A 25,230-nucleotide genomic window follows, 5' to 3' on the forward strand; every position below is an offset into this window, starting at 1 on the left:
TAAGCGCCAGATGTACGGAAGAGCAAAACTCGATCTCCTGCAGGCGCGGTTGATCGGTGCGTCGTAGACCTGCACAGCAGCAAATGTGCGTCAGAGCCAATTCTCAATGGAAATATCTGCCACCAACGGGTCAGTTCCTACCGGAAATCAACACATGGGGCATGCCGCTTCAATGAACCATGGGTGCCTAACGTTTGTATGACATATCGGGGTCAAGCCGTTCTTCATGAGGGCTACGAAATCGCCACCACAAGCAGTTCATCCATGTTTGAGCACTTTTTGATTGATGCCGGAATGATAAGGAAAATTGCTTTTGATAATTCATGTCCGACCTCGCTTCCTGTTAAGCCGAGATCTGCCTGCTCGCGTTGATTTGGTCGATTTACAGATACCCGAATTTGGATTTCATGCTCATAGCGGTTTCGAGGTAACCGCACGACGAATTCGCGGCGACATAGATGTTCTCGCCGTTTGCAAAAATAACGAGTCTAAGTCTGCCGATGGCATTCTCCTGGAAACACCAGGGCATGTGAAGTGCTTTAGTACCCTGACATGTTGGCGGGTCAGGTTTGAGCCAAAGCCAGGTTTTGAGATCGATCGCACGGTCACGCACTATGTGCGGTACGTGATTTTGGATGAGGAGTTCAATGTTGCCAGTGACGACATGGCGCTTTGGAACCTGCATGGATGGAGGCCCCGAGTGCCAGCCTGGTCGAAAGGAATATCGCCGGCCATCGGCGAACCGCTCATGGAACTCAAGCGCGGCAATCGTCTCGATACATGCGTCGATCGTGTTCAGGATGGCTTTGTAATAGAGCGGTTCGAACTATTTACGATGCCGACAATCGAGGTAGAGCGGTTCGCAGAGGCGACGGTTCTCCGTGAGCGCATGCCTGGCTTCGATGACCGATTCAAAACCACCCTGGTACTCAATCACGCGGTAGCGGGTTCTCCGAGGCCCTCAATAGTCTCCCATGCTGGTGGGCTTTACGAAGGCGGGTGATGTCCTGCTGAGCAGGCCGACGAGTTGGGACTGCTGCGCGGTGCCGGTCTTTTGAAAGATCCGCAAGAGATAGGCACGCGCAGTGCCAAAAGTGATATCGAGGTTGGCGGCCGCCTGTTGCAGCGAATAGCCGGCGGTCAGTTCGCTGGATAGCTGCGCTTCCTTGTTTGTCAGGCCGAAGAGAGCCTTGAGAAGCTCGGGCTCCGGCCCGATGCCATTGCCGTTCATCTCAGTGATGAAGACGAAGCAGGAGGCGGATGTGAAGATATCGTGTGCCGCCCTGCGGATCGGAAAACAATGCAGGACAATGGGAGCATCCTGCCGATCGCGCAGGCCGAAGGAGCCGGGGGCGTAGTCCTGGTCGGCCTCGACCTTGCTGAGGATCGCTTCCAGGTGCTCGTTGGCGCTGCCCAGGTTGAGCTGGTTCCAGGCGCCGGAGAACAGGTTTCCGAAACGGGTTTCGAATTGCTTGTTCATCGTTTGAATGCGCCGGCGGCCGCCAATTGCCACACATGGGGCGCCCAGGGCCTCCATGACGTCGACCATGCTTTGATACTGCTGCAGCCGCAAGCGAGCGGAAACGAAAACCGATCGCACCACGTCAGGATAAAAGTGGTTGAGGAGATCGCCTTCCTGCTCGCTAAAATGACCGCTGCGGACATGCCGGTCGAAGCCGCAGACGATCATATCTCCGCTGGGCGGAGCAACAATGGTGGCAATGTCATCACCAAAGGAATGCCGCCGACTAAGTTCGACGTATTTGTTGAGGTATGCCGGGATTTCGGCAGCGTATTCCGTACCAAGGGTAAAGCGCTCATAAGCGGCGTCCGGCGCGCTTTTTCGAACCCAGCTATGGAAGTCGACGCCCCAAAGACTACGATCTTCGTTGGCAGGCAACAGACGCTGCTTGGTATGTACGGCGCGTTGTTGTCCAACGCTGTACAGATATCCCGCATCCGCCGCGATTGCGGTGCGAAATTCATCGAGCACGTTCTCCCAGTATTCGGGGATAAACGCGGCTTCATACAGTTGGGCGCGCAAGGCTGGGTCTATATAGCTCATTCTCGCACACAATAGGGTTTAGCCGCCAGGGTGACGGCTGAATTATACCATTTCATTTGGATGTCGTATGTTCTGGATGCAACCTATGTTTGTTGTATAGGATGACCAAAGACAAATTATAGTGCCAAATGGCAGGGATGGCGATTTGCGGAATAGATCGTCTGCTAATTTTCTTCGTCTGTTTATGGCAACTATCCGCCACCGGCCAATCGGGCAGTGGGATTCGATCTCGTTGCTGTGCACCTTCGCCAATTTGAGATTCGCATCGAAAAGACGAAGCCGAACACCTTCGGGTCGAAATGGGCGATGACACTCGTTTTGCAGGTCCGGTATTTGGTCACTTTCAGGTCGAATATCCTGGCGGGGCCGCGATTTATTGGGGCAAATAAGCCTCCGCGCCCCGTGCAATGATCTGCTCTTCACTGAGAGATCTATGCCAATGGGAGTAAAGCACGAAGCCTTCCCTCGGAAGGCCGATGTGATGTCTTAGATGGCGATAGATAGCGCTGAATGCCTTGTGCTCGCAGCCACCCCAAAAAAACACCTCCTCACGGTTTGGCGGCCACTCAACCGAGCGGACGGCATCTTCCAACAGGGTGGTCGTGCCCGCGGCGGCGCCATCGCGATGAAGCCAGTGGACCGTCACGCCCGGAGGATAAGTCAATGGCAATTCATCGGCCTTGCTGTCCACCTCGACAAAGGCATGGCCTTTGGTGTCAGGGGGGAAGGATTCAAGAATTCGCGCAATCCCCGGCAGGGCCGTCTCATCTCCGGCGAGCACATAAAATTTTGCAGGCTTCGGTCCGTTGGCCGCAGGTCCCAGAATACCGACCAGATCTCCTGTCCGAACCTCCATCGCCCATCGCGTCGCCGGACCGGCATTCTCGTGAAGAGCGAAGTCTATGGTGATTTCCTGCTGCTCCATGTCGATCCGCCGGATTGTGTAGACGCGGGTTGGAACCACGCTATTCTTCGGCCAGACGATGTGGCCCAGCTCGTTGAGCATGGGCCAGGGTGGGTTGGTGATCCCGCGTGGCTGGAAGATGAGCCGACAGTGAAGCTGGTCGTGGCGGTCATAGCGTTCCAGATGTTCGCCCTTGAAGATGATACGGCGAAAGCCGGGCGAAATGTCCTCTATCGATCGCACATACAACAGTCGGAGATCATCGGGAGGAGTGGGCAGCGTTTTGTCGCCCTCCCATTCGATATTCAGCTTTTCGCGGGCGGCGATGAAGCATATCGGTCCGACCAGCGCATGCTTGAGGCAGTTTATTCCGCTGGCCTCACCGGCCTCGACGGTTAGTCTGAAGCCGCCTTGCAGGGGTTCGAATGTAGCTTCCCCGAAAGGGGACCCGATATGGTGAACTCCCCCGCGCTCTTCAATCGTCATGTCGTGGGTTGCGATGGCCTCGATGATCGGATCGACATAGTCGTCGATCTTCGCAAATTGCACCACTGCGCTCGCGCTGTAGCGTTTGCTGGCCGTTGAACTCATTGAAATTGTCCCCATGAAATCAGATCGAGACCCATAGAGGCCCTTCGATTGGAAAGGCCGCGAAGTCCTTGTTAATCGCCTCCAGGATGGCATCGGGATTGATGTTGGCGGATTGTTCGGGATGAAGCCATTTGGCTGCCGCGGCGACGAACAGCACGTTCAACGGCAGATTGGAAATCAGCCCGGTCCAGATTCCGTAGACGCGCTTGCTGCGAACGCTTGAAAGCTGGTCGAAGCCAACGCGGCCGTGGATCAAGCGCTCCAGGCCTTCGCGGCCAAGTTTCGGATCGATCCCCGGACCTATGGCGGGACGGCTGCCGGAAGCCCAGCCGCCACCGGAGGCGATGTAGACGTCGTGCGGTGTGGACACGACATATTCGAGAGAGAGTTGCTGGTACCACGGCGCGGTCACGCCGGGCAGGGGCTGGCCGCCGGCAAGCGCCAACAGTTCGCCCCAGACTTTCCGTCCGGCCGCCCAGCAGCAGTCATCCAGCGTGGACTGGACCTCCAGATAGGTTGTCACGGGTGGGCTGTCTTTCACGAGGGCGGCGATCTTGGCCAGCTCCCGGTCGAAGAAGGACGTGAAAGCCTCCGCCTTTGCCGTGGCATTCAGCAGCGTGCCCCACATTTGCATGGATGCCTTGAGTTCGGCCACGGGATCGCTTGCCTGCCCGCTGGCCGCGCTGTTGCTCGCAGCATCGCTGTATGCCACGGGAATGCCCAGCTGCTTCAGCCTCTCCACCATCGGATTGCTGTCGCCATCGGGCGTCATGAAGGCATTGGTCACCACGAGATCGGGCGAGAGGCTGATCAATCCTTCGAGAGAGACTGTGTCAGGTGTCTGCTTGCCGACGACACTGACCGAATGACCGTTCAGAAGACGTGTCTGCAACTGTTCGCTGTCGATTCTGTCGACGGCCGCCCAGCCCACAACCAACGATGCGGGATCTGGATGCAGCAACGACATCGTCAGGAGATCATGCGCTTCAAGCAGTATGATCCTTTTCGGCGGGGAGGCGAGTTGCAACTCGCGCCCTGCCAGGTCGATGACCTTAAACGATGGTTCTGCCAGAGCCGGCGTAACCCGCGACAGGATTGCCGCAGTGGCGATGGATGTGCAGAACTGGCGTCGCGTTATCATGAATAACGCCTCACCACTTGTACCTTAGGCCGGCGATGACCGTGCGGCCATTTCCGTACTGGCAATAGTAGTTGGAACTGCAGCTGGAGTAGTATTCCTTGTTGAGCAGGTTCGTGACGTTCAGCGTTGCCTCCAGCCCCTTGAATTTCGGGTTTTTGGCGCCGAAATCATACTTCACCGCGGCATCCAGCAAGGTATATCCGTCGGCCTTCACCTTGTTGGCATCGTCGGCATAGCTGGCGCCGACGAAGCGGACGCCGCCGCCGACGCTCAGGCCCTCAAGCGCCGGGTAATCTAGCGTGTAGTTCGCCCACAGCGAGCCGTAGTAGCGCGGCACCGCCTGCGGCCGGTTGCCGATGATCGACGTATCGGAAGATTTTGAGACTTCCGTGTCGAGCAGGGAAATTGCGCCGATCAGCTCAAGATTGCTGGTGACGTTGCCACGGGCTTCAAATTCCAGCCCGCGGGAATGGATCTCGCCCTGCTGTTGGTAGGAAATCGACGCGGCATCGTAGTAAACGACGTTTCGTTGGCGAATATCGAAGGCCGAGAGCGTGAAGAGTGCATCCAGCCCTGTTGGCTGGTACTTGACGCCTATTTCATATTGCTGCGCTTCCGTTGGTTTGAACGGATTGCCACTCGCATTTGTGGTGGTGGACGGTTCGAATGAGGTGGCGTAGCTGACGTAGGGCGCGATGCCGTTATCGAATAGATATAGCAGGCCGGCGCGGTAGCTCGTCGCGTTGTCAGATCGCTCTGCTGATGTCCCGGAGACAAGACTGCGGGTGTCCTGATCCGCCCAGTCATGACGCACCCCGAAAACGGCTCGGAGACGATCGAGTTCGATCTGGTCCTGTAGATAAATGCCTGTTTGGCGAAGGGATTGGTCGTTATTGTAATAGGTCATGAACGGACCAACCGGCTGGCCATAGACCGGATTGGTGACGTCGATCGGCGTCGCGCCGCCTATCAGATATTTCCAGCTGCTGTCGGAGTGCTGAAGGTCGACGCCGGCGAGCAATGTATGTTTTACAGCGCCGGTGTCGAACTTGAACTCGGCCTGGTTGTCGAAGGAAAAGCCCTTGGCCTCTTCGATTGAATGAACGGCCCAGCGTGGAATGATGCCCGTGGCCGACATCGGCCCGTTCATCTGAAGTGATTGCATATCGACATCGACACCGGAATATCGGAAGTTCGAACGGACGGTCACCTGATCGTTGAAGCTGTGTTCGAACCTGTAACCGGCGCCATATTGTTTGCGCTCGAAGGAATCGTAGGACGGGTCGCCGATATTGAACTTGGGGCCGAGGAACCGGCTGAGGTTTCCGGGTGCGAGGAACGTCGGGTAGACCGAGTTGAAATAGCCGCCTTCCGGATCGCGCTGATAATAGCCGGAAATGACGAGCGACGTGTCCTTGTCCGGCTCCCATTTCAGCGAGGGCGCAACGCCGATGCGCTTTTCATCCACATGGTCATAACGTGTACCGGAGGTGCGGCCGACGACCGAAACACCATATTGCCAGGTGCCGTCGCTGGTGAGCGGGCCTGTCGAGAAAAGGCCGCTCTGAAACCGGCCATTCGTTCCACCCTCGACGCGCAGCTCGTTCGACGGGACGCTCGAGGGTTCGCGGCTCACCTGATTGACGAGGCCGCCGGGGCTGATCTGCCCGTAAAGAAGAGCCGAAGGCCCCTTCAGGACATCGATATGATCGAGGAAGAACGGATCGATGGACGGTGTGGCGAAAGCCTGCCCGCGCTGTAGTTTCAAGCCATCGAGATAGCTTACATAATTGGTCGCGGTTCCAAAATTGCCGAAGCCGCGAAGAAATACGGAATCGTAGCGAGAGTTGGTATCGCGGTCGGAAAGGACGCCGGCGGTGTAACGAAGCGCCTCGCTGACGGTCTGCGGGTTCTGCTCGTCAATCTGCTTGCGGGTGACCGTTGTGACCGATTGCGGCGTCTCCAGCACGGGCGTGTCGGTCTTGGTCGCGGAGCGCGTCGATTTGGCCAAGGTTTTGGTGGATGTGTCGCTGCCGCTGGTCGCACCCTGGACGACGATCGGCGCCAGCTGCGTGCTGCTCTCCTGAGCCGCGACTTGCGCGACAGGAACAAGGAAAGTGGAAACGAGCAAAGTATGTCTTAATAAAAGGCTGTGCTTCACGAATAATCCCCATGGTCGAAGCTTCGAAGTTTTGATAGCTGATTAAATCAAACGGGTACGTCCTGTCCAGTTAATATGAATGTGTTCGTCAACTTTTGTGTTGGCAAGCGTATGCAGCGTTCTAAGAGTGGCTGGAAGGGGAAAGACGGAGAAAATGATGGTAGCAAAAAGCATGAGCACGGTCGTAAGAGCTGGCCGTCCTCCGAAGGCGGATCAGGACATGGCGGCGGAAAGAATCATCGCGGCCGCTACGGAGCTTTTCGCGGGCAGGGGGTTTGCAGGCACTTCGATGGAACAGGTGGCCGCTCATTGCGGAGCAGGCAAGGATACCGTTTATCGTCGCTTTCCCTCGAAGGTCGCCCTGTTCGAAGCCGTCGTGGTCCATGCGCACAAGCAGGCCGTTGCCGAGCTCGAGAAAATGCCCCCGATATCAGGCGATCCGCTGGAAAGGCTGAGAGCTCTCGTCCTCGAGCTTCTCCATGTCAACATGAAGCCCGAGCTGATCGCTTTGAAGCGCATCACCTTCAGCGAGGCCGTCGTTTTCGAGAAGAATGACCCGATACCGCCTCAGCCGGATCCGATCATGGCGAAGCTGATCAAGGCGGTCAGCGAAGCGCAAGAGGTTGGCGCAATTGATGCAGGAGACGCTGCCGAGATTGCCAGTCACCTCATTCACTGTATGGTCGCGCTGCCGACGGCCGCGGCAATGATGGGCAGTAATGACTTTGATTTGCGCCGCAACGTCGAAGCGCATTTTGAGAGAACCTGGCATTGGCTCATCAACGGTTTGACTGGGGGGAGAACTTGATGGCCAGTCTGCCAATTTTGGGGTCTTCCTGATCCCCTTTTGCACCTACGTCCGACGTTGCTGATCGGGCCCAAGCTGAATCAAGCTCGAGTTTTTCGACGGCTGGGTGGGGCAGCGCTGAGTGAAAATCGAGGCGAAAACTGCTTGGGATTCCGCAGCCAGAAGTTCTTACCTTTTCAGGAGCATACGGATTCCAACTCCTGCCAAGATCATCGAATCTGGATTGAACGATTTCACGTTGGAAATTGGGGTGAGCAGGTGGCATTGTCGTGGCTCATGACGGTCAGCAGCAGGGGAAATCGATCAGACCGGTGTTTCGGAAGGGCTGCCCTTGCCTCTCGTAAGCGTGCGGATTCTGTCCATCGTGTCCCGGGCGGCGTTTCGAAGCATGCCTTGATCGGAGGAGACGATGAAGGAAGATGCACCTTTTGCCAACAATGGCTCCATGTCCTTGGCAGTCTCGACCATCATCCATACCGGCTTGCCCGCATGGTGGGCCGCGCCGATGATTCTATCGACAGCGGACACGATTGCCGGGTCGTCTCTTGTGGCTGCGCCATAGGCAACGGTCAGGTCTCCCCTGCCGATGAACACGGCATCGAGCCCTTCGACGGCAATAATCTCGTCTATGTTTTCGACGCCGGCCGGGTCCTCGATCATGGCGATAGCAGCGACGCTGGCATCTGCCTCATCAACATGTTTCCACACGGGTTTTGCGCCATAGCCGCCGGCGCGTGTTACCGCAGAGAAACCACGGCGGCCGCCTCTGTAGCGACATGCCGCGACGAGTTCCCTTGCTCTGTCGACACTGTCGATATGCGGAGCGAGAATGCCCATTGCGCCGCAATCGAGCACCGAAAGTATGCCGTCTGCAGTCAACACGGGAACTCTGACGATGCCCGATATCGCCGAGGCCTTACAGGCAAGCAGAGCCAGATCCGTTGAGGCGCGATCGAACACTCCGTGCTCCTGATCGATGACGACAAAATCGAAGCCGGCTCCTGCCAAAATCTCGATCGAAGCCGGGCCGGAAATCTTGACGAAGCTGCCTATCAGTTTCTGATGGCCTGCAATGCGCGCCCTCAATGAAAGGTTAGGATCAGTTTCGCCCATTTTCGAACTCCTACATGACGACAAGCTTTCGATCTGTAGCGGAAGCAATATACCTTCCGACTGTTCCTGTTTACGATTTGCGATCGCATTTCAGCAGCTGAAACGGCAGCATTCAGAACTTGTCCGGAAATATCGTCTTGCATAGCGTCCGGCAAAACGGTGCCACACCTTACCCATCAATTGCGCCATGTTCTCAAGCCCCCGCGAGATCGCAGCGTAGATCGGTACCGTCGCAGCTGGAGAAGTTCTTATGGCCAATACCGAGCCCGTCTTTGTCGACATCGCGCTGAAAGCCTACAAGCGAGGCATCCTGAACGCGATCATCGCTCCGAGACCGATAGGCTGGATGAGCACGGTGGACAGCGAAGGTAATGCCAATCTGGCGCCCTATTCCTACTTCAACATCATGTCCAACGAGCCACCGATCCTGGCGTTTTCCTGCAATACACCGGAAGATCGCACCGCCAAGGACACGCTGAAAAATGTCCGTGAAACCGGTGAGTTCGTGTTCAATCTGGTCAGCTACGATCTGGTCAGAGAGATGAACATGACATCCGCGCCAATCCCCGTCGGCATGGATGAATTCGAATATGCTGGGCTCGAAAAGGCGGAATGCATCCATGTGAGGGCACCGCGCGTAGCGCGATCTCCGGCAGCCCTCGAGTGCAAGGTCGTCGAGATTGTCAGGCTGACCGACGAAACGGGCAATGCAAACGTCAACGTCACCTTCGGAAAGGTAGTCGGCATGCATATTCAGCCCGGCTTCCTTGACGAAGGCGGATATTTCAACACTGCTCTTGCTCAACCTGTCACGCGCCTTGGCGGCGCCGAATACGCCATTTCCCAGCCCAGCTTCGAACTGCAGCGGCAATTCACACGCGCCGATGAAAGCACCTATTGAGGTCCAGACGATGATTTTACGCCCAGCTTCGCTTTCATACTTCTCCAAGAGCCCCGCCGGAAGCTCGATCATCCGCGGCCAGAATTTCACAGTCGAATGCATCACGGGCGCTGATGACGCCAACCATGCGATTCAAAGTGATGTGGAAACGATCCTCATCCTGCCCGAGAGTGGCGCGACGTTGATGACGGATTTCGAGACGGTGGAGACTGCGCCCCGTTCCATCGCCATTGTGCCGGCCGGTACGCTTCGGCTTCACCTGCGGCAAGGCGCCCGTGCCTTTGCATTGACGACCGGCCGTACCGGCGTGGATGCTGGCAATGTCATCAATTCGGTCGACTATCAAGTGCCCGACGAACGTGTGGTTCCCGTTGCAAAGCCCACGGAACGGCTGGCGAAAGATGCCGAGCGCATCCACGTCTATCAGGTGGATGCGGTTCCTTTTCCCGGGGGCAATCCGCGGCTGAAGTTCTTCCAGAGCGCAACGATGAGCATCAACTGGGTCGAATATGATGGGCAGCGGGACCGAACGAAATTGTCGCCGCATGCGCATGAGGATTTCGAGCAGGGCTCCCTCGCGATCGCGGGCGACTTCGTGCACCACATCCGCACGCCATGGGCGTCGAATGCCGAGGAATGGCGCGAGGATCAGCACATAGAGGCATCGGCTGGCAGCATGCTGGTCATTCCGCCCGAGCTTATTCACACGACGGAAGGCGTCGGCGCGGGACAACACATTCTCATCGACGTATTTGCTCCACCAAGAACCGATTTCATCGCCAAGGGCTGGGTTTTCAATGCCGGTGACTACCGGGCACGATGAGGCGGCAAGCCGAAATGAAGGACACTCCACTTCTCTTCCAACATGGCGTTTGCGATTGCCATGTTCATGTGTTTGACGATCCGGAACGGTTTCCCTTCGAGAACGCTCCGGCCTATGCGCCGCCCTTCTCGCCGGCTAGCACCCTTCTGACGGAGACCACACAAGCCGGTGTCTCCCGTGTCGTCCTTGTTCAGCCGACGCCTTATGGCCGAAATCTCGACTTGTTGAGGGCAACGCTGAAGGTGCTGGGTGCGAAGGCGAGAGGCGTGGGAGTGGCCGATGCATCTATCGATGCTGAAGGTCTTGCAGCTTTGAAAGGGGAGGGTGTTGCAGGGTTGCGGTTCGTCGAAAACCTGCTTGCCGATGGCAGCCGCATGCCTGGAACCGTGCCTCTGGATGTCCTCCTGCAAAAGCTTGCACCGGCCATGGCCGATGTCGGCATGCATGCGGAGATCTGGACGCCGCTATCTGTTACGCTAGAACGGTGGCGGGACCTGGAAAAGGCGCGGGTTCCCGTCGTGCTTGATCATATGGGTGGTTTCGATCCGCAACTTGGCCTTGAGCATCCGCATTTTCAGCGCCTTCTCGCTCTGCTCAGGGAAGGTGTCGTCTGGGTCAAGCTTGCGCTGTGCCGTCGCGCGGCCGGTATCGGCTACGATGCTATCAGGCCCTTTCATGATGCGTTGGTGGAAGCCAATAGCGAGCGCCTGTTATGGGCAACGGATTTCCCGTTCGTACGGTTTGCGGGAACTCCGCCGACCATCGATCATCTGCTCGGGCTATTCCGCAGTTGGGTTCCAGACAGCAAGGTGAGGGAGCAAATTCTCTTTTGCAACCCGGTTGAACGATACGGTTTCGAAACCATCCTGAGCGAACGGTGATCCGGCCTCATTTCAGGGGGCCTGAAGTTGAGCCTCGATGGCGGTGACGGTCTCGCGCAAGGCCTCGACAATGACTTTCCTGTTTTGGTTTCCGCGCAGGGCGGATCGAAAGTAGGTAACCCCGAATGTCGCGAGCACCCGCTCTCCGGACCGGATCGGAAATGCGATCGTGCCTGAACTTTTAGGCTCGAGCTCCGGATTCCGCTCGGCAAAGCCTTTCGCTCTCGTACGTGCGATCATTCTTTCGAAAGTGCCGTCGCTGATCTGGCTGTTTTCCGGGTCCTTGGAGGCCCGCATGACATCCCGCAGAATTCGCTGCTCGTCCGGCGGACAGAAGCAGAGATAGGCCCGGCCGAGGGCGCGGCCGCCCAGGCTCAAGCGGCGCCCCAGCGACGCGTGGAATGGTGAAATCGGGCTATCCGGGATGGTGCTGTAGTTGATGACAACGGCATCGATATCCAGCGTGCAGATGGCGCAGGGCCACAATATCTCCTTCGTCAGCTTGTCGGCGAAGGATCGCGCCACTTCGATAACCTTCGGCGCACCGTGAAATCCGGAACTCAGATTGGCGATTGCCGAGGTGACATGGTAGCCGCGGGTTTTCTCATCCTGATTGACATAGCCGGCGGCGATCAGCGTCTGGAGAAGCCGAACGACTGTCGGCTTTGGAATACCCGTCCGCGAGTGGATTTCCCTTACGCTCACGAGACCGCCCTGGTTTACGGTTGCGAGTACCGAAAGGGCTTTCGTCACCGCTTGAACGGGCGCGAATGGCATCTGAAACCTCCTATGGCCCGAAATGCTGCGCGAGCTGACAAGCAGTTCGGCAGGACCGGCCTCCCTCTCCCGATTAGATCCTTACCCCAACTCTAGGCAAGAGCTGTGTCGGCTGATCGGCAGTTCGTTTCATCCATTGAAACGGATTGATTCTGCTGTTGTTCGCCGACGTTGAATGCCCTACCCATCCACGACGATAGCGCAGGAGATCAATCTCGGCTGCGCGCAAGGGGGCGAAAGTCCCGTACAAACCATTCCAGGCAGGGCAGGCGGGCCGCTCCACATGCAACCATTGCGCCAAGATGTCGTCGAGATCACCGGTCAGAACCTGACCATCGAGCAGGTCATTTCCATATCCCGTCATGGCACCAAGGTAGTCTTGAGCTCCGACGCCAGCGAACGCATGGCGCGCGGCCGCAGTATTTTGGAAGAGGCGATCCGCCGCGGCGAACGCATTTACGGCGCGACCACCAGCGTCGGACCGAAAACCTCGGCGAGCATCAATCAGGCCAACACCGCCGAGTTCAGTCGACGGTTGCTGCGGACCCATAATGCCGGGCACGGACCTGTCGCCGCCAAGGATGTGACGCGCGCGACCGTGGTCAACCTTCTGAACTCGCTGGCGAGCGGCACCACCGGCGCACGGCCGGCCCTGGCCGAACGGCTTGTCGATGCCCTGAATGCTGATCGGCCAATCGCCATGCATCTATGGGGTTCCATGGGGCAGAGCGACATGTCGTCGATGGCCGATATCGCCCTGGCTCTGTTCGACGATATCGACCTTGAAGCGGGCGAAGCTCTTGCGCTCCTCAATTCCAGCGCCATGTCGACCGCGGTCGCGGTTCTGTCTTTCGTCGATCTTCACCGCCTGCTGCAGCTTTCGACCTTGGTCGGAGCGCTTAGCATGGAAGGCTACGCTGCCAACCCCTCAATCGTATCGGACATTGCCTTGCAATCACGTCCGTTCGCGGGCCTTCATCGGCATGGCTCGGCGATAAGGGCGTATATTGATGGAAGTTATATCCTCGCCGAAGGTGGCCCTAGAAACCTTCAGGATCCCTTATCCTTCCGTTCGATGGCTTTGATCCATGGCGCCGTCGAAGACAACCTTTCTTTTTCGAAGCAACAGATCGAGCGTGAGCTGAATTCGAGCCAGGGCAATCCCGTCATTTCGCTGAAGCATGGCGGCCTGGCTGCCGTTGCGAATTTCGACATGGTCACGCTTTGCATGGCGCTCGATGTCATGCGGCAGGCTTTCGCGCCGGTCTTCACGAGCTCGACGGAGCGGCTTGCAAAACTCGTCGACACGACCTGGTCGGGTCTTGCAATCGGCCTGATCGAAGAGGACGGCATCGGTGCGCCGGGTTTCAATGGCGTTGCCCTGTTTCACAAGTCGATTACTTCGGAAGCCCGTTTGTTGACGGTGCCTTTGGCGGGCGAACTGGCAAGCTCAAGTCACTCGAACGGCGTCATGGATCGGGCGTCGCTCGCCGCACTTGGTGGCCGGCGCGGATTGGAATTGGCACAGTTGGGCACGTCCATCGTCGCCATGGAATTGATGGTCGCCGCTCAAGCCGCCGAGCTGCGTGGACGAACACCGCTTGGCAGGGTGACGGGAGAGCTATTCGCCTTTGCCCGTAAGGCAATACCCTTCGCAGCGGCTGGGGAAAGGCCACCGAATGTGCAGCCTTTGCTGGAACGGCTCGAAAGCAATCGGGGTGCGGTCGATAGCATGATGGCATCAAACAACTAGGCGGATACGGCCGAGCGATGGGTGGAGGCGCATGCGCGCCGATCCGGAATGAATACAAAAAGGAGGAGGAACTGATGTTGAGAGTAAGAAATTCGGTGTTGGCCGCACTGATCGGTGCCACAAGCGCGATCGTTGCGCTCAACCAGGTACGGGCGGAGGAGAAGTCGCTGACGTTCGTTTCCTATCAGGGAACTCTTCAGGATTCGCAGATCAAGGCCTGGCAACAGCCTTACACGGCAAGCCAGAATGTCCAGTTCGAAAATGATTCACCCCCCGATGGCGCGAAGCTGAAGGCGATGGTCGAGGCTGGCGCGGTTTCCTGGGATGTCATGGATCAGGGCGCTGCCTTTGCGGAGCAGAACTGCGGCAAGCTTCTCGAAAAGCTGGATCTCTCCAAGATCGATACCTCGCAGTTTCCCGAGGGTTCCGTCAGCGAGTGCGGGCTTCCCGTGTACTTTTTTGCCCTGACCTTCGTCTACAATACGGAGAAATATAAGGATCATCCGCCAACGAAACTCGCGGACTTCTTCGATCTCAAGAATTTCCCCGGAACGCGGGTCCTGCCGCCGGATATCAGTCTCGGCACGCTGGAATACGCCCTGATGGCGGACGGCGTCGACGCCAAGAACCTTTATCCGATCGACGTGGATCGCGCGCTCAAGAAGCTCGATACGATCAAATCGTCGATCATCTTCACCAAGACGAATGGTGCGCTTCAGCAGGCTCTTGTCGATGGCCAGGCCGACATGGGTTTCGCCGTCACCGGCCGTGTCATCGCATCGGCGAAAGCCGGCGCACCGATCGCTCCGGTCTGGGACAAGACGATCCTTGGCTGGGACGCGCTGATCGTCCCGAAGGGTACGCCAAATCTGGCGACTGCGATGGATTTCGTCCAGTTCGTCTCGCAGCCGGAACAGAACAAGCGGTTTGCGGAGCTTGCCGGCGTTATCGCCGCGACCAGCAAGGCGACGCCTGACTATTCCGACCTCAACAAGACGTTCAATCCGCGCCTGCATGACGAAAACGGAGACAAGGTGCTGCTTTCCAACGTGAAATGGTGGGCGGCCAACCTCAATTCGGTTATCGCCAAGGTCACTCCCTGGATGTCTCGATAGGTTTGATGATGGAAGCAGTTATCGACAACCGCGCCTCTGAAGGACGAAGAGCCGCAGCGGCGCCAATCAATATCGTGGTCTGGCTGCTGCTTCCATCGACCGTTCTTTTGCTTGGAGCTTTTCTGTATCCATTGCTTTCCATCGCGATGCGAAGTTTCACCGATCCCGAATGGGGATTGCAGAACTACGCCTCGCTTCTAACCGACGACATCTCAATCATCATTATTGTGAGAACCCTTCGCATTGCCGCCATCGTTGCGGTCGTGACGCTGCTCATAGGATTTCCCTACGCCTATATGTTGACGCTGGTCACGCCCCGGATGCGCGCCGTCCTCATGACGATAGCCTTGTTGCCTTTCTGGACCTCGGCGATCGCTCGCAGCTTTGCCTGGACCTTATTGATGCAGCGCGGCGGCCTGATCGAAACAGCCTTCTCATGGGTTGGCTTGCCGGGCGTGGTGCTGGTCCGCACGTCGACCGGCGTTACGATCGCGATGGCGCAAGTCCTTTTGCCCTATATGATCCTGCCGCTTTACAGCAATATGCGCGGGATCGACCGGCGCCTGCTGGACGCAGCGGCTTCCATGGGTTCCCCGAGATGGCGCGCCTTTCTGGAAATCTATCTGCCGCTTTCGTTACCCGGCATGATCGCCGGCCTGTCTCTCGTCTTTGTCATAGCCCTCGGTTTCTATGTGACCCCAGCGATCCTCGGTTCGCCGCAGGAGGCGCTGGTTTCGCAGCTCATCGCGACACGCGTCGACACATTGCTCGATTTTGGCGGCGCCGGCGCGCTCGCCGTTATCGTTCTGCTCATCGCTGCCGCACTGATGGCGCTGATTGGCAGACTGAATGCCCGCCTCGACCTGCAACCCAACATGGCCGGAAAGTGAGGTGAGCGCGATGTCCTTTTTCTCGACGCGCCGCGAAGGCGGCCCTGGCCTCCTTTTGCGTCTGATGACCTTGCTGACGGCGATCCTGATCGTTCTGCCGACATTTGTCGTCATTCCCGCGAGTTTCACTGCCGGCGAGACATTCCAATTCCCGCCGCGGGAATGGTCCTTGCGGTGGTACGAGAACTTCTTCACGTCGCGCATGTGGATTTCGTCATTGCTGCAATCGCTCCAGATCGCGTCACTGACCGCCATTCTCGCCACCGTTCTCGGCGTCAGTGCGGCGATCGGGCTCACGCGAATCCCGCGCAGGACAGGCGCGATCCTACGACTTTTCTTCTCGCTGCCGCTGACTGTTCCGAGCGTGGTGATCGGTATCGCCATATATGCCACATTCCTCAAATGGCATCTGGCCGGCACCTTGTCTGGTCTTGTTCTCGCGCATACGGCCCTTGCCATCCCGTTCGTAATCACCACCGTTGCTGCCAGCCTCACGGGCTACGACAATACGCTGGACCTTGCCTCGTCCAGTCTGGGTGCCGGTGGCATGACGACACTGCTGCGGATCAAGATCCCGCTGCTTGCATCCGGTGTCATCTCGGGCTTCCTTTTCGCCTTCGTCAGCTCTTTTGACGAGTTCGTCGTTGCACTCTTTCTGCAGACGCCGAAGCTGAGAACGCTGCCGGTGCAGATGTACAACTCGATCGCCCTCGATATGGATCCCACCATATCTGCGGCCTCCAGCGTGATTGTCGTCGCAACGACGATCATCTTCCTGTTCGTGTCGCTCAGAGCCGGCAACAAGTTTTAGAAACGCGGTTTCGTAAGAATGATGAAAAAGCACTCGATCAAGATCTCGAACGCAACCCGCTTTTATCCGGGTGCCGTAAAGCCCGCCATCGACGATATCTCGCTCGATATTGCGCCTGGCGAATTCATGACGTTTCTAGGCCCCAGCGGCTCTGGCAAGACAACGCTGCTCTCCATCATCGCCGGCTTTGTTGCGCTCAATGCCGGCTCGGTGGAGATCGACGGCCAGGACATTACCCACTTCAAGCCGCATAAGCGCGACCTTGGGGTTGTCTTTCAGCAATACGCGCTTTTTCCGCACATGACGGTGTTTCAGAATATCGCCTATCCCCTTCGCCAGAGGGGTGTTGCGAAGCCGGAAATTGAAACGAAGGTGAGGCATGTGCTCGACCTCGTGCAACTCGGCGACTTCGCAAATCGTTTGCCGCGACAGCTTTCGGGTGGGCAGCAGCAGCGCGTCGCACTCGCCCGCGCCGTCGTATACGAGCCCAGGGCACTGTTGCTCGATGAGCCTCTCGGCGCCCTCGACAAGCGCCTGCGCGATCGCTTGCAGCTGGAGATCGCCCGGATGCATCGCGAGCTTGGCATGACATTCGTGTTCGTGACGCATGATCAAGAGGAAGCGCTTACGCTCTCAGACCGTATCGCTGTCTTCAACAATGGGAAGATCGTGCAGGTCGGCACGCCGACGGAGCTTTATCGCAAACCGAATTCGCTGTTCGTCGCGAAATTCCTTGGAGAGTCCAACATCATGGAGGGCTCAAGCCGAGGAACGAATATCATTGTTCGCCCCGAGCATGTTCAGCTGACGATGCCGGCTGGTAAATGCTGCGACGATGAGGTTTCAAAAGCCGCAAGAATAACGGATATCGCCTTCGCGGGAGCCCACATCAAGGTGGGATTGGCATTCAACGACGGTAACACCGGCTCATCCTTGATTACGGCCGGAAACCCGCTGCATTTCCAGCGGGGGGAGGAAGTACTTGCCGTGTGGAGCGCGGTGAACCAGCATATCGTCGCGAGCGATGAACGCGCCGGCGATTCCACAAATAGCTGACGGTTTTTGCGAAGTTAAAAACATCTCAGGTACCGGAATCGAACGAGGCTCTGTCTTCATAAGATCAGCAGATTGCCGGCAAAGCCTCCTGCATCCGAACGACAACCGCTCCGCCGGTCATGCCGGCGCCGGCCGCGGCAAGCAGCAGTTGTTCGCCGGCGACGAACGGGCGCTCACTATTGGCCAGCGACATTGAGAGTGGAATCGTCGCCGCCGATGAATTTCCAAAGTCCCCGATCGTGCGGACGGATTTTTCGAGCGGAATTGCCAACTCGTCACAGACTGCATCGATAATTCGGACGTTCGCCTGATGGGGGATGAAGCGGTCGATACACTGCGAGGAGATTTCGGCACGCTTCAAAGCCTGCGACGCCGATTGACTCATGATGCGGACGGCTTTCTGGAAAACCACTTTCCCGTCCTGCATTGTCATATTGACGGAATCAGGCTCGATGCCGGGATGGAAGGGACGGACGCTGCCTCCGGAGGGGATGGAAATGAGATCGTAGGCCGAGCCTTCCGATACGAGCTCAATGCCCAGGATGCCTGATTGTGAATCTTCCGATGGAACGAGAAGCACGGCGCCGGCGGCATCGGCAAAGACCACGGAGCTTGCCCGTTCTTCCATATTTATGCGCCGGCTCAGAATATTCGCGGCGACCACGAGAACGGGCCTGCTCTGGGCTCTTATGAAACCATCGGCAAGCGTCAGCGCGTACAGGAAGCCCGAACAGGCGCCTGCGAGGTCGACTGCGCCCGACGCCTGAAGACCCAGCTTGTGCGCGAGCAACGGTGCCGAAGGCGGCAGGAGATGATCAGGCGTGGATGTTGCCAGCAGCGTCAGTGCAACGGCCGCACGATCGATGCCGGCATGATCGAGCGCCATGGACCCGGCTTGCGCCGCCATGTCGGTCAGGCTTTCGCCGGGCGCGGCCCAATGGCGCGCGCGTATGCCGGTCCTGCGTTCGATCCAGCCTTCTGCCAGACCCAGGCGTGCTTCGATTTCGGCGTTGTCGATGCGGCGTTTCGGAACGTAGTGACCGAGGCCTGCTATTCTGCTCGACCAGGCCCTCATGCCGGTAGCCCAATTAAGTCGGCGGCCTCATCGATGGCTTCATAGGCGCGCCGCAAATCCCTCTCCCCCACACAATAAGGGGGCATCAGATAAATGACATTGCCCAAAGGTCGTATGAGGAGATCTCTCTCGCGGAAGAAGGTTCGAAGCCTCGGACCAACCTCGGAGAGATACCCATTCGTTCCGGTGGCAAGATCAAGCGCGGCGATCGTGCCCTGCTGGCGGAGCCCGGTAAAGCGTGGATCGAACCGGAATTTCGCCAACCATTCACGATGCATTGCCTCGATGGCCGCGATGCGGGACATAACTGGTTCTTCCCGCCAGACCTCCAGATTTGCCACGGCCGCCGCGCAAGCGATGGGGTTGGCGGTATAGGAACTGGAATGAAAAAACATGCGGCCACGGTCATCGGACAAATGTGCGTCGAATATTTCCGGCGTGCAGAGCGTCACGGCGAGCGGCAGCGCGCCGCCCGTTATTCCTTTGGAAAGGCAGAGTATGTCCGGAGAAATGCCCGCCTGTTCGCAGGCGAGCAAAGTGCCTGTCCGTCCCCAACCTGTCATGACTTCGTCGGCGATCAGCAAGGTTCCATACTGTGCCGTTATCCGCCGAAACTCGGTCAGGAGATGAGGCGGGTACATTTTCATCCCGCCAGCCCCCAGCACCAAGGGTTCGACGATGAAGGCAGCGACCTCTCCGCGCCGGCAGAATGCCTCAAGCTCGTCGAGTGTCTGCTGCTCCCGGCCCGCCACAGGGAATGAAATGCTTGCAACGTCGAACAGCAATGGTTCGTAGGCTGAATTGAAGACTCCACGAGCGCCAATCGACATCGTACCGATGGTATCGCCGTGATAGCTGTGTTCCATGACGACAATGCGGGAGCGCGGCGTCCCCCGATTGTGAAACATTCCGAGCGCCATTTTCAGGGCGACTTCCACCGACGTGGAGCCGCTGTCTGAAAAGAAAACGTGTGCCAGCCCCGGCGAGGCGAGATCAATGAGACCGCGCGCCAATGCCTCGGCGGCTTCATGGCTGTATTCAGCAAATATCAGCTGGTCGAGTTGCTCCACCGCGTCGTGGATCGCCCTCGTGATGCGGGGATGGCGGTGTTCGTGGGTGATAACCCACCAAGAAGAAATGGCATCGAGAACGGAACGTCCATCCTGGTCAAACAGGTAGGCTCCTTCGGTTCGCACGATTTTTTTAAAGGCCGGTTCAAGCTGATGCTGGGTGAAGGGATGCCAGATCGCCGTCATGCCAGGACCTCGCGAAATCTGGAAAGGTCGAATTGCTCTGCAAAGGTCAGGTGCAATGCCTCCGGCGTCAACGGATCAAGATGCGGTAGGCGGCCGAGGATGGAAACACGACCCATCTCCCCGATGATACTCATCGTATCGGGCTGGGCGTCACCGATGAAGGCCACGCCGAGGATGGGTATTTGCCGTCGCTCCAGTGCTTCAATCGAAAGCAATGTGTGGTTGATGGTGCCAAGGGCGGTCCGAGCGCACAGAATGGTCGGATAGCGCCAGCGCGCGAACACGTCGGCAAAGGTTTGTTCCCGCGTCAAAGGAACAAGCAATCCACCAGCCCCCTCAATGACGAGTGGCAATTGTGTCGCGGGGGGTGTCAACAGATCAGGCGCTATCGCAACACCATCGATCCGGGCTGACAAATGCGGCGAGGCCGGAGTGTTCAGGCGCCATGCTTCGGGCAGGATACGATGCTGCGGAATCCGCCCAAGTCGGGCGATCGTTTCGCTGTCGGTTTCGCCATCCAGCCCTGATTGGACCGGCTTCCAATAGGAGGCGTTGAGGGCAGCTGTGAGCGCGGCGGAAAAGACCGTCTTGCCGATGCCCGTATCGGTGCCCGTCACAACGAGACAGTTGCTCATGAAATCTCCGTCGCAATGAGCTCGGCGAGCCGCTCGACCATGTTTGCGATGGTCGGTCGGTCGACATTGAGCGTGATGGTGATGCGCAGCCGCGCGGTCCTATGCGGAACCGTGGGCGGTCGAATAGCGCGAACATCGAAACCGTCCGCGCGCAAGCGCTCGGCCAGATGCGTGGCGCGCGCGTTTTCACCGACGATAACAGGAAGAATCTGCGTGCCGCTGCCGCGCATACCCAAATGTTCGGAAAATTGCGCGTTTGCAAAGGCGATAAGGCCGTGCAGCGTCTGGCGCCGTTCCGGCTCGTCAGCGAGGATGGCCAGTGCCTCGCGGACGCTCGCGGCTTGCAAGGGGGATGGTGCTGTTGCGTAGATGAAGGGGCGAGCCCGATTGATGAGGAAGCTGCATAGAGTGCGGTTGGCGCCGACCAGTGCTCCGGCGGTGCCAACCGCCTTGCCGCAGGTGTGCAAGACGATGACATTATCTCGTCCTTCAAGTCCTGCAGCGTAGCCACGCCCGCCAACGCCATGAACGCCGCTTGCATGCGCCTCATCGATGTAGAGGAAGCCTTCGTTGCGATCGGCAATTTCGATCAGATCGGAAAGTGGCGCGCGATCGCCATCCATCGAATAGATGCTTTCGACGACAATCCACGGTACGCCGGTGCCCCCTCGCTTGCGCCAGGCAAGGATGGCATCCTCGACCGCATCCGCATCATTATGCGCCACCGACACCACATCGGCCCGTCCCGTCCTCATTCCATCATGCGCACTCGCATGGATCAGCGCGTCGTGGACAATGAGATCCCCGCGCTGCGGCAGGGTTGAGAGAACCGCGAGATTGGCGGCGTAACCGCTGACGAAGTAGAGCATTTGCTCGCACGCAAAGAATGCCGCCGCTTCCTGTTCAAGCGCTTCGTGTTCGGCATGGTTGCCCCGTAGCAGGCGCGACCCGCCGGCGCCCACCGGCACACCACGATCAAGAGCATCGACAAGGGCCGCGCGCATGCGCGGCGACGAGGTCAGCGCGAGATAGTCGTTGGAGGTGAAATCCGATCCAGTGTCACGGCTGAGGTCCCGATGACGGCCCTTCTGGGCGAGTTGTCGGAGTTTCACCTCATAACGCTGGCGCAAATCGACAGTCATTCATGCGCCTCCAATGTCATCGGCTCAAGCCGAAGCCGGCGCAAAAGGCTGTTGTCGCGATCATCTCCGGGGTTGGCGGTCGTCAGGAGGGTGTCGCCTATAAATATCGAATTGGCACCGGCGAAGAAGCAAAGCGCCTGCATTTCGTCGCTCATGGCCGCTCGTCCGGCCGTAAGGCGGACATGAGATTGCGGCATCATCAACCTGGCAAGAGCAATGATCCGAACGAAGCCGATGGAATCGACTGGCTTGGCTTCCGCCAGGCGTGAACCGGGAATCGGGATCAGCATGTTGATCGGCACGCTTTCCGGTGGGGTTGGCAGATTTGCCAGGGTCACCAGCATGTCGATCCGGTCATCCTCCTGTTCGCCCAGTCCAAGAATGCCGCCGCTGCAAACCTTGATGCCGGCCTCCCGGACGTGAGCCAGCGTCTCCAGCCGGTCGCCGAATGTCCGTGTCGTGACGACCTGAGGATAGAAACGCTCGGACGTATCGAGATTGTGATTGTAGTAATCGAGCCCTGCCTCGGCAAAGGTGCGAGCCTGCTCCGGCGACAGCATTCCCAGCGTCATGCAGGTCTCCAGCCCGAGAGCTTTAACCTCCTCGATCATCGAGACGATTGCTGCCTCATCCCGCGCCTTCGGGCTGCGCCAGGCCGCCCCCATGCAATAGCGGGTTGCGCCTTGCGCCTTTGCCTTGCGGGCCTCGGCGATGACTTCGGTGGTGTCTATGAGCTTTGATGCCTTCACATTAGAGGCATGATGGGAGGACTGGCTGCAATAGCCACAATCCTCGGGACAGCCCCCTGTCTTGATGTTGAGCAGCTTGCTGAGCTGAACGCGATTGGGATCGAAGTTCTCGCGGTGGATGGTGTGAGCCCTGAACAGCAAATCATTGAAAGGCAGGTCGTAAAGCACGCGCGCAGTGTCGAGTGTCCAAGATTTGAGTGCGCCTTGTGGCGAGATGGCCGCTTCCTTCTCCGGCATGGCAATTCTCCCAGGGCGGCGGAGCGGCAGCGCATTGTCGCCCTTGATTAATAGATAATCTATAATTATGCTGCCAAATATCAGGATATGACCTCTAAAGTGGTCGATCAAACTATATTATCATAGATAATCTATGGGGATCGTATGGCAGAGACAGTTGCTGAGCGCATTGCGCGCGTCATCGGGGAAAGAATCGTGTCGGGAGAGTTGGCGGCGGGAACGGCGTTGCGGCAAGATAAAGTCGCCGAAGAGTTCGAGGCGAGCCATGTGCCCGCGCGCGAAGCCTTTCAGCTTTTGCGGGCTCGAGGCCTGGTCGTTAGCGAGCCACGCCGAGGTATTCGGGTTGCCCCGCTGGACGGGTGGTCAATCCAGGAAATCGTGGAGATTCGCGCATCTCTGGAGACCTTGGCACTCAGGCTGGCCGCCCCCCGCATGAATGCCGCCAGTCACGAAAAGATCGAAGAAGCTTTGATCGCAGGCGACCAAGCGAAGAACATAACGGAGTGGGAACAGGCGAACCGTGCCTTCCACAGGGCCCTTGTCGCCCCCTGCAAAATGCCGAGGCTTTTGACCATGCTCGACGATTTGCAGCTCGCCAATTCGCGGATAATTTTTTCCGCGACTCGGACGGCAGGATGGCAGCCTGTATCGAGCAATGCTCATCGGAAGATCCTGAATGCATTGAAGGAAAGGAACATCAGCGGGGCTATCGCGATGTTGGATGCCCATATTCGCCGGTTGGAGCAGCCCGAGACGGAAAACGGCACCGATTCAATGCAGCCTGATGTTCAAAACACCCGAGTAGGGCAAGCTTCTGCACGGCCCAATGGCAAACTGAGCGGCAAGAGTCGGCCAGCCTAGTATTCGGGGGAGTGGGGTGCACGCCGCCATGAACGCCGATGGCTGCTTATGCGTCCGCTGTCAGATTGCAGATCGTGTCGATGGCAAATTGCATGGTTGCGGGCGGGCGGACAAAGGGCAGGCGGATGAAGTCACCAAAGTTTTCGTGGGCGGAATATCCCGAGCCGGGCGACAAAAACAAGCGGTGGCGCTGTGCTTCCTGGCACAGTGCAACGGTATCCACACCGGGCATATGGATCCACATGGCAGTGCCCGCCGCTGGACGTGCCCAATGCCATCGGCCCTGGGCGTGTTCCGCGATAAGATCCTCGGCGATCTTCAAATGGCCGGCTACTTCCTGGTGACGGTAGATCCGCGCTTCCGCAATATTTTCAAGCAAGCCGACGGCAATATGCTGGTCGAACATGGAACAGCCGAGGTCGTCGACCGCCTTGAAGCTTGCAAGACGTTTGATGACCGAAGGGGCGGAGCGAATCCAGCCGATGCGGAGCCCGCCCCAGAATAGTTTGGAAAGAGTTCCGATCGTTGCAACCATCTCAGGGTTCATCTGGCCTGCGAGTGGGCGTGGTGTCGTTTCGGCCAGGGTCGAAAGCTCAGTTTGCGCACCGTCTTCCACGAGAAAGGTGGGGTAGCGTTCCAGCAGTCGCACCAGATGACGACGGCTTGCCTCATCCAGCGACCGTCCCGTCGGATTATGCGCCTCGGGAAACAGATAGAGCAGCTTTGGCCGGTTTCTCAAGGCCTTTTCGAGCTGCTCCATGTTGAGGCCATGTTGCGTGACCACGACGGGAATGATCCTCGCATTGCGTCTGTGGAACGCCTCCAGCGAGCCGCGATAGACGGGATCTTCGACCACGACCGCATCCGACGCATCGACCAGTGCATTGGCGAGAAGCCAGACCGCTTGCTGCGCACCGCTGGTGATCAGGATATTGTCCGGATGGGTCGGCAGGCCGAGGTCGGTATAATAGCGGGCGACAGCCCAGCGAAGCGTCGGCAGGCCGGCGGCATCATAGCCAAGGCCGGTGGCCACGCCCTCAAGGTCGGCGCCGCGCAATGCCGCAAGCATTCTTGTCAGAACGGGCGACGGCGGCAGGGCGCCGCTGGTCATGTCAATATCCTGTGGTCGTGCCAGGACCTCGCCGGCAAGACGCGTATGCACGGTACCGGAGGTGGTTGCAGATGCGATGATGCGGTGACCGCTGCCATGGCGGCTATCCAGTATCCCAGCATCCCGAAGAGAGGCATAGGCGACAACCACGGTTCCCCGGCTGACGGCGAGCGCCGTCGCGAGGGCACGCTCCGATGGCAGCACGCCGCCGACGGGCAGCTCCCTCGCGGCAATCAATTTGGCGATTGCCAGGCTCAGTTGCTGGCTGATTTTGCCTTCGGACGCCCGCCAATTGCCAATGAGCCGGCTGATCCTTGCCGATGAAATCTTGTTCATTCCTGATCCACTTTTCGACAAGTGGACTTTGTCAGATC

Annotated in this window: 23 protein-coding genes; 11 read left to right on the top strand and 12 right to left on the bottom strand. The window is 58.1% G+C overall.

Features of this window, described 5'->3' with window-relative positions; translation table 11 throughout:
- The first annotated feature begins 313 nt into the window (after positions 1 to 313).
- Positions 314 to 1,003 (top strand): DUF6012 family protein, encoded by a 690-nt coding sequence (locus tag A6U86_RS35175; protein ID WP_141683694.1) that lies wholly within the window; start codon positions 314 to 316, stop codon positions 1,001 to 1,003.
- On the opposite strand, the gene A6U86_RS12215 is transcribed toward A6U86_RS35175, so the two are convergent.
- The 4 genes from A6U86_RS12215 to A6U86_RS12235 form a co-directional block, all read right to left on the bottom strand.
- The gene (locus A6U86_RS12215) at positions 962 to 2,065 is read right to left on the bottom strand and encodes a hypothetical protein (protein WP_141683695.1); all 1,104 of its coding nucleotides are present in this window, start codon (positions 2,063 to 2,065) and stop codon (positions 962 to 964) included. The two genes, A6U86_RS35175 and A6U86_RS12215, sit on opposite strands and share 42 nt — an antisense overlap.
- Before the next feature lie 373 nt (positions 2,066 to 2,438).
- Positions 2,439 to 3,560 carry a siderophore-interacting protein gene (locus tag A6U86_RS12225; RefSeq protein ID WP_068391221.1) on the bottom strand — a complete coding sequence of 374 codons (1,122 nt, stop codon included), beginning with the start codon at positions 3,558 to 3,560 and terminating at the stop codon, positions 2,439 to 2,441.
- Positions 3,561 to 3,579: 19 nt separating this feature from the next.
- A complete protein-coding gene (locus A6U86_RS12230; RefSeq protein ID WP_068391224.1) occupies positions 3,580 to 4,701 on the bottom strand; it encodes an ABC transporter substrate-binding protein in 1,122 nt (373 codons plus the stop codon).
- A gap of 10 nt (positions 4,702 to 4,711) precedes the next feature.
- Positions 4,712 to 6,832: a TonB-dependent siderophore receptor gene (locus tag A6U86_RS12235; protein WP_244509898.1), complete on the bottom strand. Its 2,121-nt coding sequence runs from the start codon at positions 6,830 to 6,832 to the stop codon at positions 4,712 to 4,714.
- Positions 6,833 to 7,019: 187 nt separating this feature from the next.
- Between A6U86_RS12235 and A6U86_RS12240 the strand changes: the two genes are divergently transcribed.
- Entirely contained in the window at positions 7,020 to 7,670 is a 651-nt protein-coding gene (locus A6U86_RS12240; protein ID WP_068391500.1) for a TetR/AcrR family transcriptional regulator, read from the top strand.
- Positions 7,671 to 7,973: 303 nt separating this feature from the next.
- Here the strand turns inward: A6U86_RS12240 and A6U86_RS12245 are convergent, their stop codons facing one another.
- On the bottom strand, positions 7,974 to 8,783 hold the full coding sequence (locus A6U86_RS12245) for an HpcH/HpaI aldolase/citrate lyase family protein (RefSeq protein ID WP_068391230.1): 810 nt from the start codon (positions 8,781 to 8,783) through the stop codon (positions 7,974 to 7,976).
- A gap of 250 nt (positions 8,784 to 9,033) precedes the next feature.
- Between A6U86_RS12245 and A6U86_RS12250 the strand changes: the two genes are divergently transcribed.
- The 3 genes from A6U86_RS12250 to A6U86_RS12260 are packed head-to-tail and all read left to right on the top strand — an operon-like array spanning position 9,034 to position 11,388.
- Positions 9,034 to 9,684, top strand: coding sequence for a flavin reductase family protein (locus A6U86_RS12250; RefSeq protein WP_068391233.1), 651 nt, complete (start codon positions 9,034 to 9,036; stop codon positions 9,682 to 9,684).
- Between the two features lie 10 nt (positions 9,685 to 9,694).
- Entirely contained in the window at positions 9,695 to 10,507 is an 813-nt protein-coding gene (locus A6U86_RS12255; protein ID WP_068391502.1) for a hypothetical protein, read from the top strand.
- Positions 10,508 to 10,521: 14 nt separating this feature from the next.
- Entirely contained in the window at positions 10,522 to 11,388 is an 867-nt protein-coding gene (locus A6U86_RS12260; protein WP_158008755.1) for an amidohydrolase, read from the top strand.
- Positions 11,389 to 11,400: 12 nt separating this feature from the next.
- On the opposite strand, the gene A6U86_RS12265 is transcribed toward A6U86_RS12260, so the two are convergent.
- A complete protein-coding gene (locus A6U86_RS12265; RefSeq protein ID WP_068391239.1) occupies positions 11,401 to 12,165 on the bottom strand; it encodes a DNA-binding transcriptional regulator in 765 nt (254 codons plus the stop codon).
- 175 nt (positions 12,166 to 12,340) lie between these two features.
- On the opposite strand from A6U86_RS12265, the gene A6U86_RS12270 reads away from it, so the two are divergent.
- The 5 genes from A6U86_RS12270 (at position 12,341) to A6U86_RS12290 (ending at position 17,790) form a co-directional block, all read left to right on the top strand.
- The gene (locus A6U86_RS12270; RefSeq protein WP_083196816.1) at positions 12,341 to 13,918 is read left to right on the top strand and encodes an aromatic amino acid lyase; all 1,578 of its coding nucleotides are present in this window, start codon (positions 12,341 to 12,343) and stop codon (positions 13,916 to 13,918) included.
- A gap of 74 nt (positions 13,919 to 13,992) precedes the next feature.
- A complete protein-coding gene (locus A6U86_RS12275; protein WP_068391504.1) occupies positions 13,993 to 15,033 on the top strand; it encodes an ABC transporter substrate-binding protein in 1,041 nt (346 codons plus the stop codon).
- A gap of 5 nt (positions 15,034 to 15,038) precedes the next feature.
- The gene (locus A6U86_RS12280; protein ID WP_198929057.1) at positions 15,039 to 15,923 is read left to right on the top strand and encodes an ABC transporter permease; all 885 of its coding nucleotides are present in this window, start codon (positions 15,039 to 15,041) and stop codon (positions 15,921 to 15,923) included.
- Positions 15,924 to 15,933: 10 nt separating this feature from the next.
- Entirely contained in the window at positions 15,934 to 16,734 is an 801-nt protein-coding gene (locus tag A6U86_RS12285; protein ID WP_068391244.1) for an ABC transporter permease, read from the top strand.
- 18 nt (positions 16,735 to 16,752) lie between these two features.
- Complete coding sequence (locus A6U86_RS12290; protein ID WP_068391247.1) at positions 16,753 to 17,790, top strand: ABC transporter ATP-binding protein; 1,038 nt, start codon at positions 16,753 to 16,755, stop codon at positions 17,788 to 17,790.
- Between the two features lie 64 nt (positions 17,791 to 17,854).
- On the opposite strand, the gene A6U86_RS12295 is transcribed toward A6U86_RS12290, so the two are convergent.
- The 5 genes from A6U86_RS12295 to bioB are packed head-to-tail and all read right to left on the bottom strand — an operon-like array spanning position 17,855 to position 22,884.
- Positions 17,855 to 18,865: a beta-ketoacyl-ACP synthase III gene (locus A6U86_RS12295; RefSeq protein WP_068391249.1), complete on the bottom strand. Its 1,011-nt coding sequence runs from the start codon at positions 18,863 to 18,865 to the stop codon at positions 17,855 to 17,857.
- On the bottom strand, positions 18,862 to 20,121 hold the full coding sequence (locus A6U86_RS12300; RefSeq protein WP_068391252.1) for an adenosylmethionine--8-amino-7-oxononanoate transaminase: 1,260 nt from the start codon (positions 20,119 to 20,121) through the stop codon (positions 18,862 to 18,864). The genes A6U86_RS12295 and A6U86_RS12300 overlap by 4 nt, the downstream gene beginning before the upstream one ends.
- The gene (gene bioD / locus A6U86_RS12305; protein ID WP_068391256.1) at positions 20,118 to 20,756 is read right to left on the bottom strand and encodes a dethiobiotin synthase; all 639 of its coding nucleotides are present in this window, start codon (positions 20,754 to 20,756) and stop codon (positions 20,118 to 20,120) included. The genes A6U86_RS12300 and bioD overlap by 4 nt, the downstream gene beginning before the upstream one ends.
- Positions 20,753 to 21,898 (bottom strand): 8-amino-7-oxononanoate synthase, encoded by a 1,146-nt coding sequence (locus A6U86_RS12310; RefSeq protein ID WP_068391258.1) that lies wholly within the window; start codon positions 21,896 to 21,898, stop codon positions 20,753 to 20,755. The genes bioD and A6U86_RS12310 overlap by 4 nt, the downstream gene beginning before the upstream one ends.
- A complete protein-coding gene (gene bioB, locus A6U86_RS12315) occupies positions 21,895 to 22,884 on the bottom strand; it encodes a biotin synthase BioB (protein WP_068391261.1) in 990 nt (329 codons plus the stop codon). Before bioB ends, A6U86_RS12310 begins: the two co-directional genes overlap by 4 nt.
- A 144-nt stretch (positions 22,885 to 23,028) precedes the next feature.
- On the opposite strand from bioB, the gene A6U86_RS12320 reads away from it, so the two are divergent.
- Positions 23,029 to 23,745: a GntR family transcriptional regulator gene (locus tag A6U86_RS12320; RefSeq protein ID WP_083196818.1), complete on the top strand. Its 717-nt coding sequence runs from the start codon at positions 23,029 to 23,031 to the stop codon at positions 23,743 to 23,745.
- A gap of 46 nt (positions 23,746 to 23,791) precedes the next feature.
- Here the strand turns inward: A6U86_RS12320 and A6U86_RS12325 are convergent, their stop codons facing one another.
- The gene (locus tag A6U86_RS12325) at positions 23,792 to 25,192 is read right to left on the bottom strand and encodes a PLP-dependent aminotransferase family protein (RefSeq protein ID WP_068391264.1); all 1,401 of its coding nucleotides are present in this window, start codon (positions 25,190 to 25,192) and stop codon (positions 23,792 to 23,794) included.
- Positions 25,193 to 25,230: the final 38 nt, after the last annotated feature.

The organism is Rhizobium sp. AC27/96, assembly GCF_001692325.1.
Lineage (GTDB): Bacteria > Pseudomonadota > Alphaproteobacteria > Rhizobiales > Rhizobiaceae > Rhizobium.

Coding starts and splice junctions, on each gene's coding strand:
- A6U86_RS12215 (WP_141683695.1), bottom strand. CDS start 2,065: ATGAGCTATATAGACCCAGCCTTGCGCGCCCAACTGTATGAAGCCGCG.
- A6U86_RS12225 (WP_068391221.1), bottom strand. CDS start 3,560: ATGAGTTCAACGGCCAGCAAACGCTACAGCGCGAGCGCAGTGGTGCAA.
- A6U86_RS12230 (WP_068391224.1), bottom strand. CDS start 4,701: ATGATAACGCGACGCCAGTTCTGCACATCCATCGCCACTGCGGCAATC.
- A6U86_RS12240 (WP_068391500.1), top strand. CDS start 7,020: ATGGTAGCAAAAAGCATGAGCACGGTCGTAAGAGCTGGCCGTCCTCCG.
- A6U86_RS12245 (WP_068391230.1), bottom strand. CDS start 8,783: ATGGGCGAAACTGATCCTAACCTTTCATTGAGGGCGCGCATTGCAGGC.
- A6U86_RS12250 (WP_068391233.1), top strand. CDS start 9,034: ATGGCCAATACCGAGCCCGTCTTTGTCGACATCGCGCTGAAAGCCTAC.
- A6U86_RS12255 (WP_068391502.1), top strand. CDS start 9,695: ATGATTTTACGCCCAGCTTCGCTTTCATACTTCTCCAAGAGCCCCGCC.
- A6U86_RS12260 (WP_158008755.1), top strand. CDS start 10,522: ATGAAGGACACTCCACTTCTCTTCCAACATGGCGTTTGCGATTGCCAT.
- A6U86_RS12265 (WP_068391239.1), bottom strand. CDS start 12,165: ATGCCATTCGCGCCCGTTCAAGCGGTGACGAAAGCCCTTTCGGTACTC.
- A6U86_RS12270 (WP_083196816.1), top strand. CDS start 12,341: ATGCCCTACCCATCCACGACGATAGCGCAGGAGATCAATCTCGGCTGC.
- A6U86_RS12275 (WP_068391504.1), top strand. CDS start 13,993: ATGTTGAGAGTAAGAAATTCGGTGTTGGCCGCACTGATCGGTGCCACA.
- A6U86_RS12280 (WP_198929057.1), top strand. CDS start 15,039: ATGATGGAAGCAGTTATCGACAACCGCGCCTCTGAAGGACGAAGAGCC.
- A6U86_RS12285 (WP_068391244.1), top strand. CDS start 15,934: ATGTCCTTTTTCTCGACGCGCCGCGAAGGCGGCCCTGGCCTCCTTTTG.
- A6U86_RS12290 (WP_068391247.1), top strand. CDS start 16,753: ATGATGAAAAAGCACTCGATCAAGATCTCGAACGCAACCCGCTTTTAT.
- A6U86_RS12295 (WP_068391249.1), bottom strand. CDS start 18,865: ATGAGGGCCTGGTCGAGCAGAATAGCAGGCCTCGGTCACTACGTTCCG.
- A6U86_RS12300 (WP_068391252.1), bottom strand. CDS start 20,121: ATGACGGCGATCTGGCATCCCTTCACCCAGCATCAGCTTGAACCGGCC.
- bioD (WP_068391256.1), bottom strand. CDS start 20,756: ATGAGCAACTGTCTCGTTGTGACGGGCACCGATACGGGCATCGGCAAG.
- A6U86_RS12310 (WP_068391258.1), bottom strand. CDS start 21,898: ATGACTGTCGATTTGCGCCAGCGTTATGAGGTGAAACTCCGACAACTC.
- bioB (WP_068391261.1), bottom strand. CDS start 22,884: ATGCCGGAGAAGGAAGCGGCCATCTCGCCACAAGGCGCACTCAAATCT.
- A6U86_RS12320 (WP_083196818.1), top strand. CDS start 23,029: ATGGCAGAGACAGTTGCTGAGCGCATTGCGCGCGTCATCGGGGAAAGA.
- A6U86_RS12325 (WP_068391264.1), bottom strand. CDS start 25,192: ATGAACAAGATTTCATCGGCAAGGATCAGCCGGCTCATTGGCAATTGG.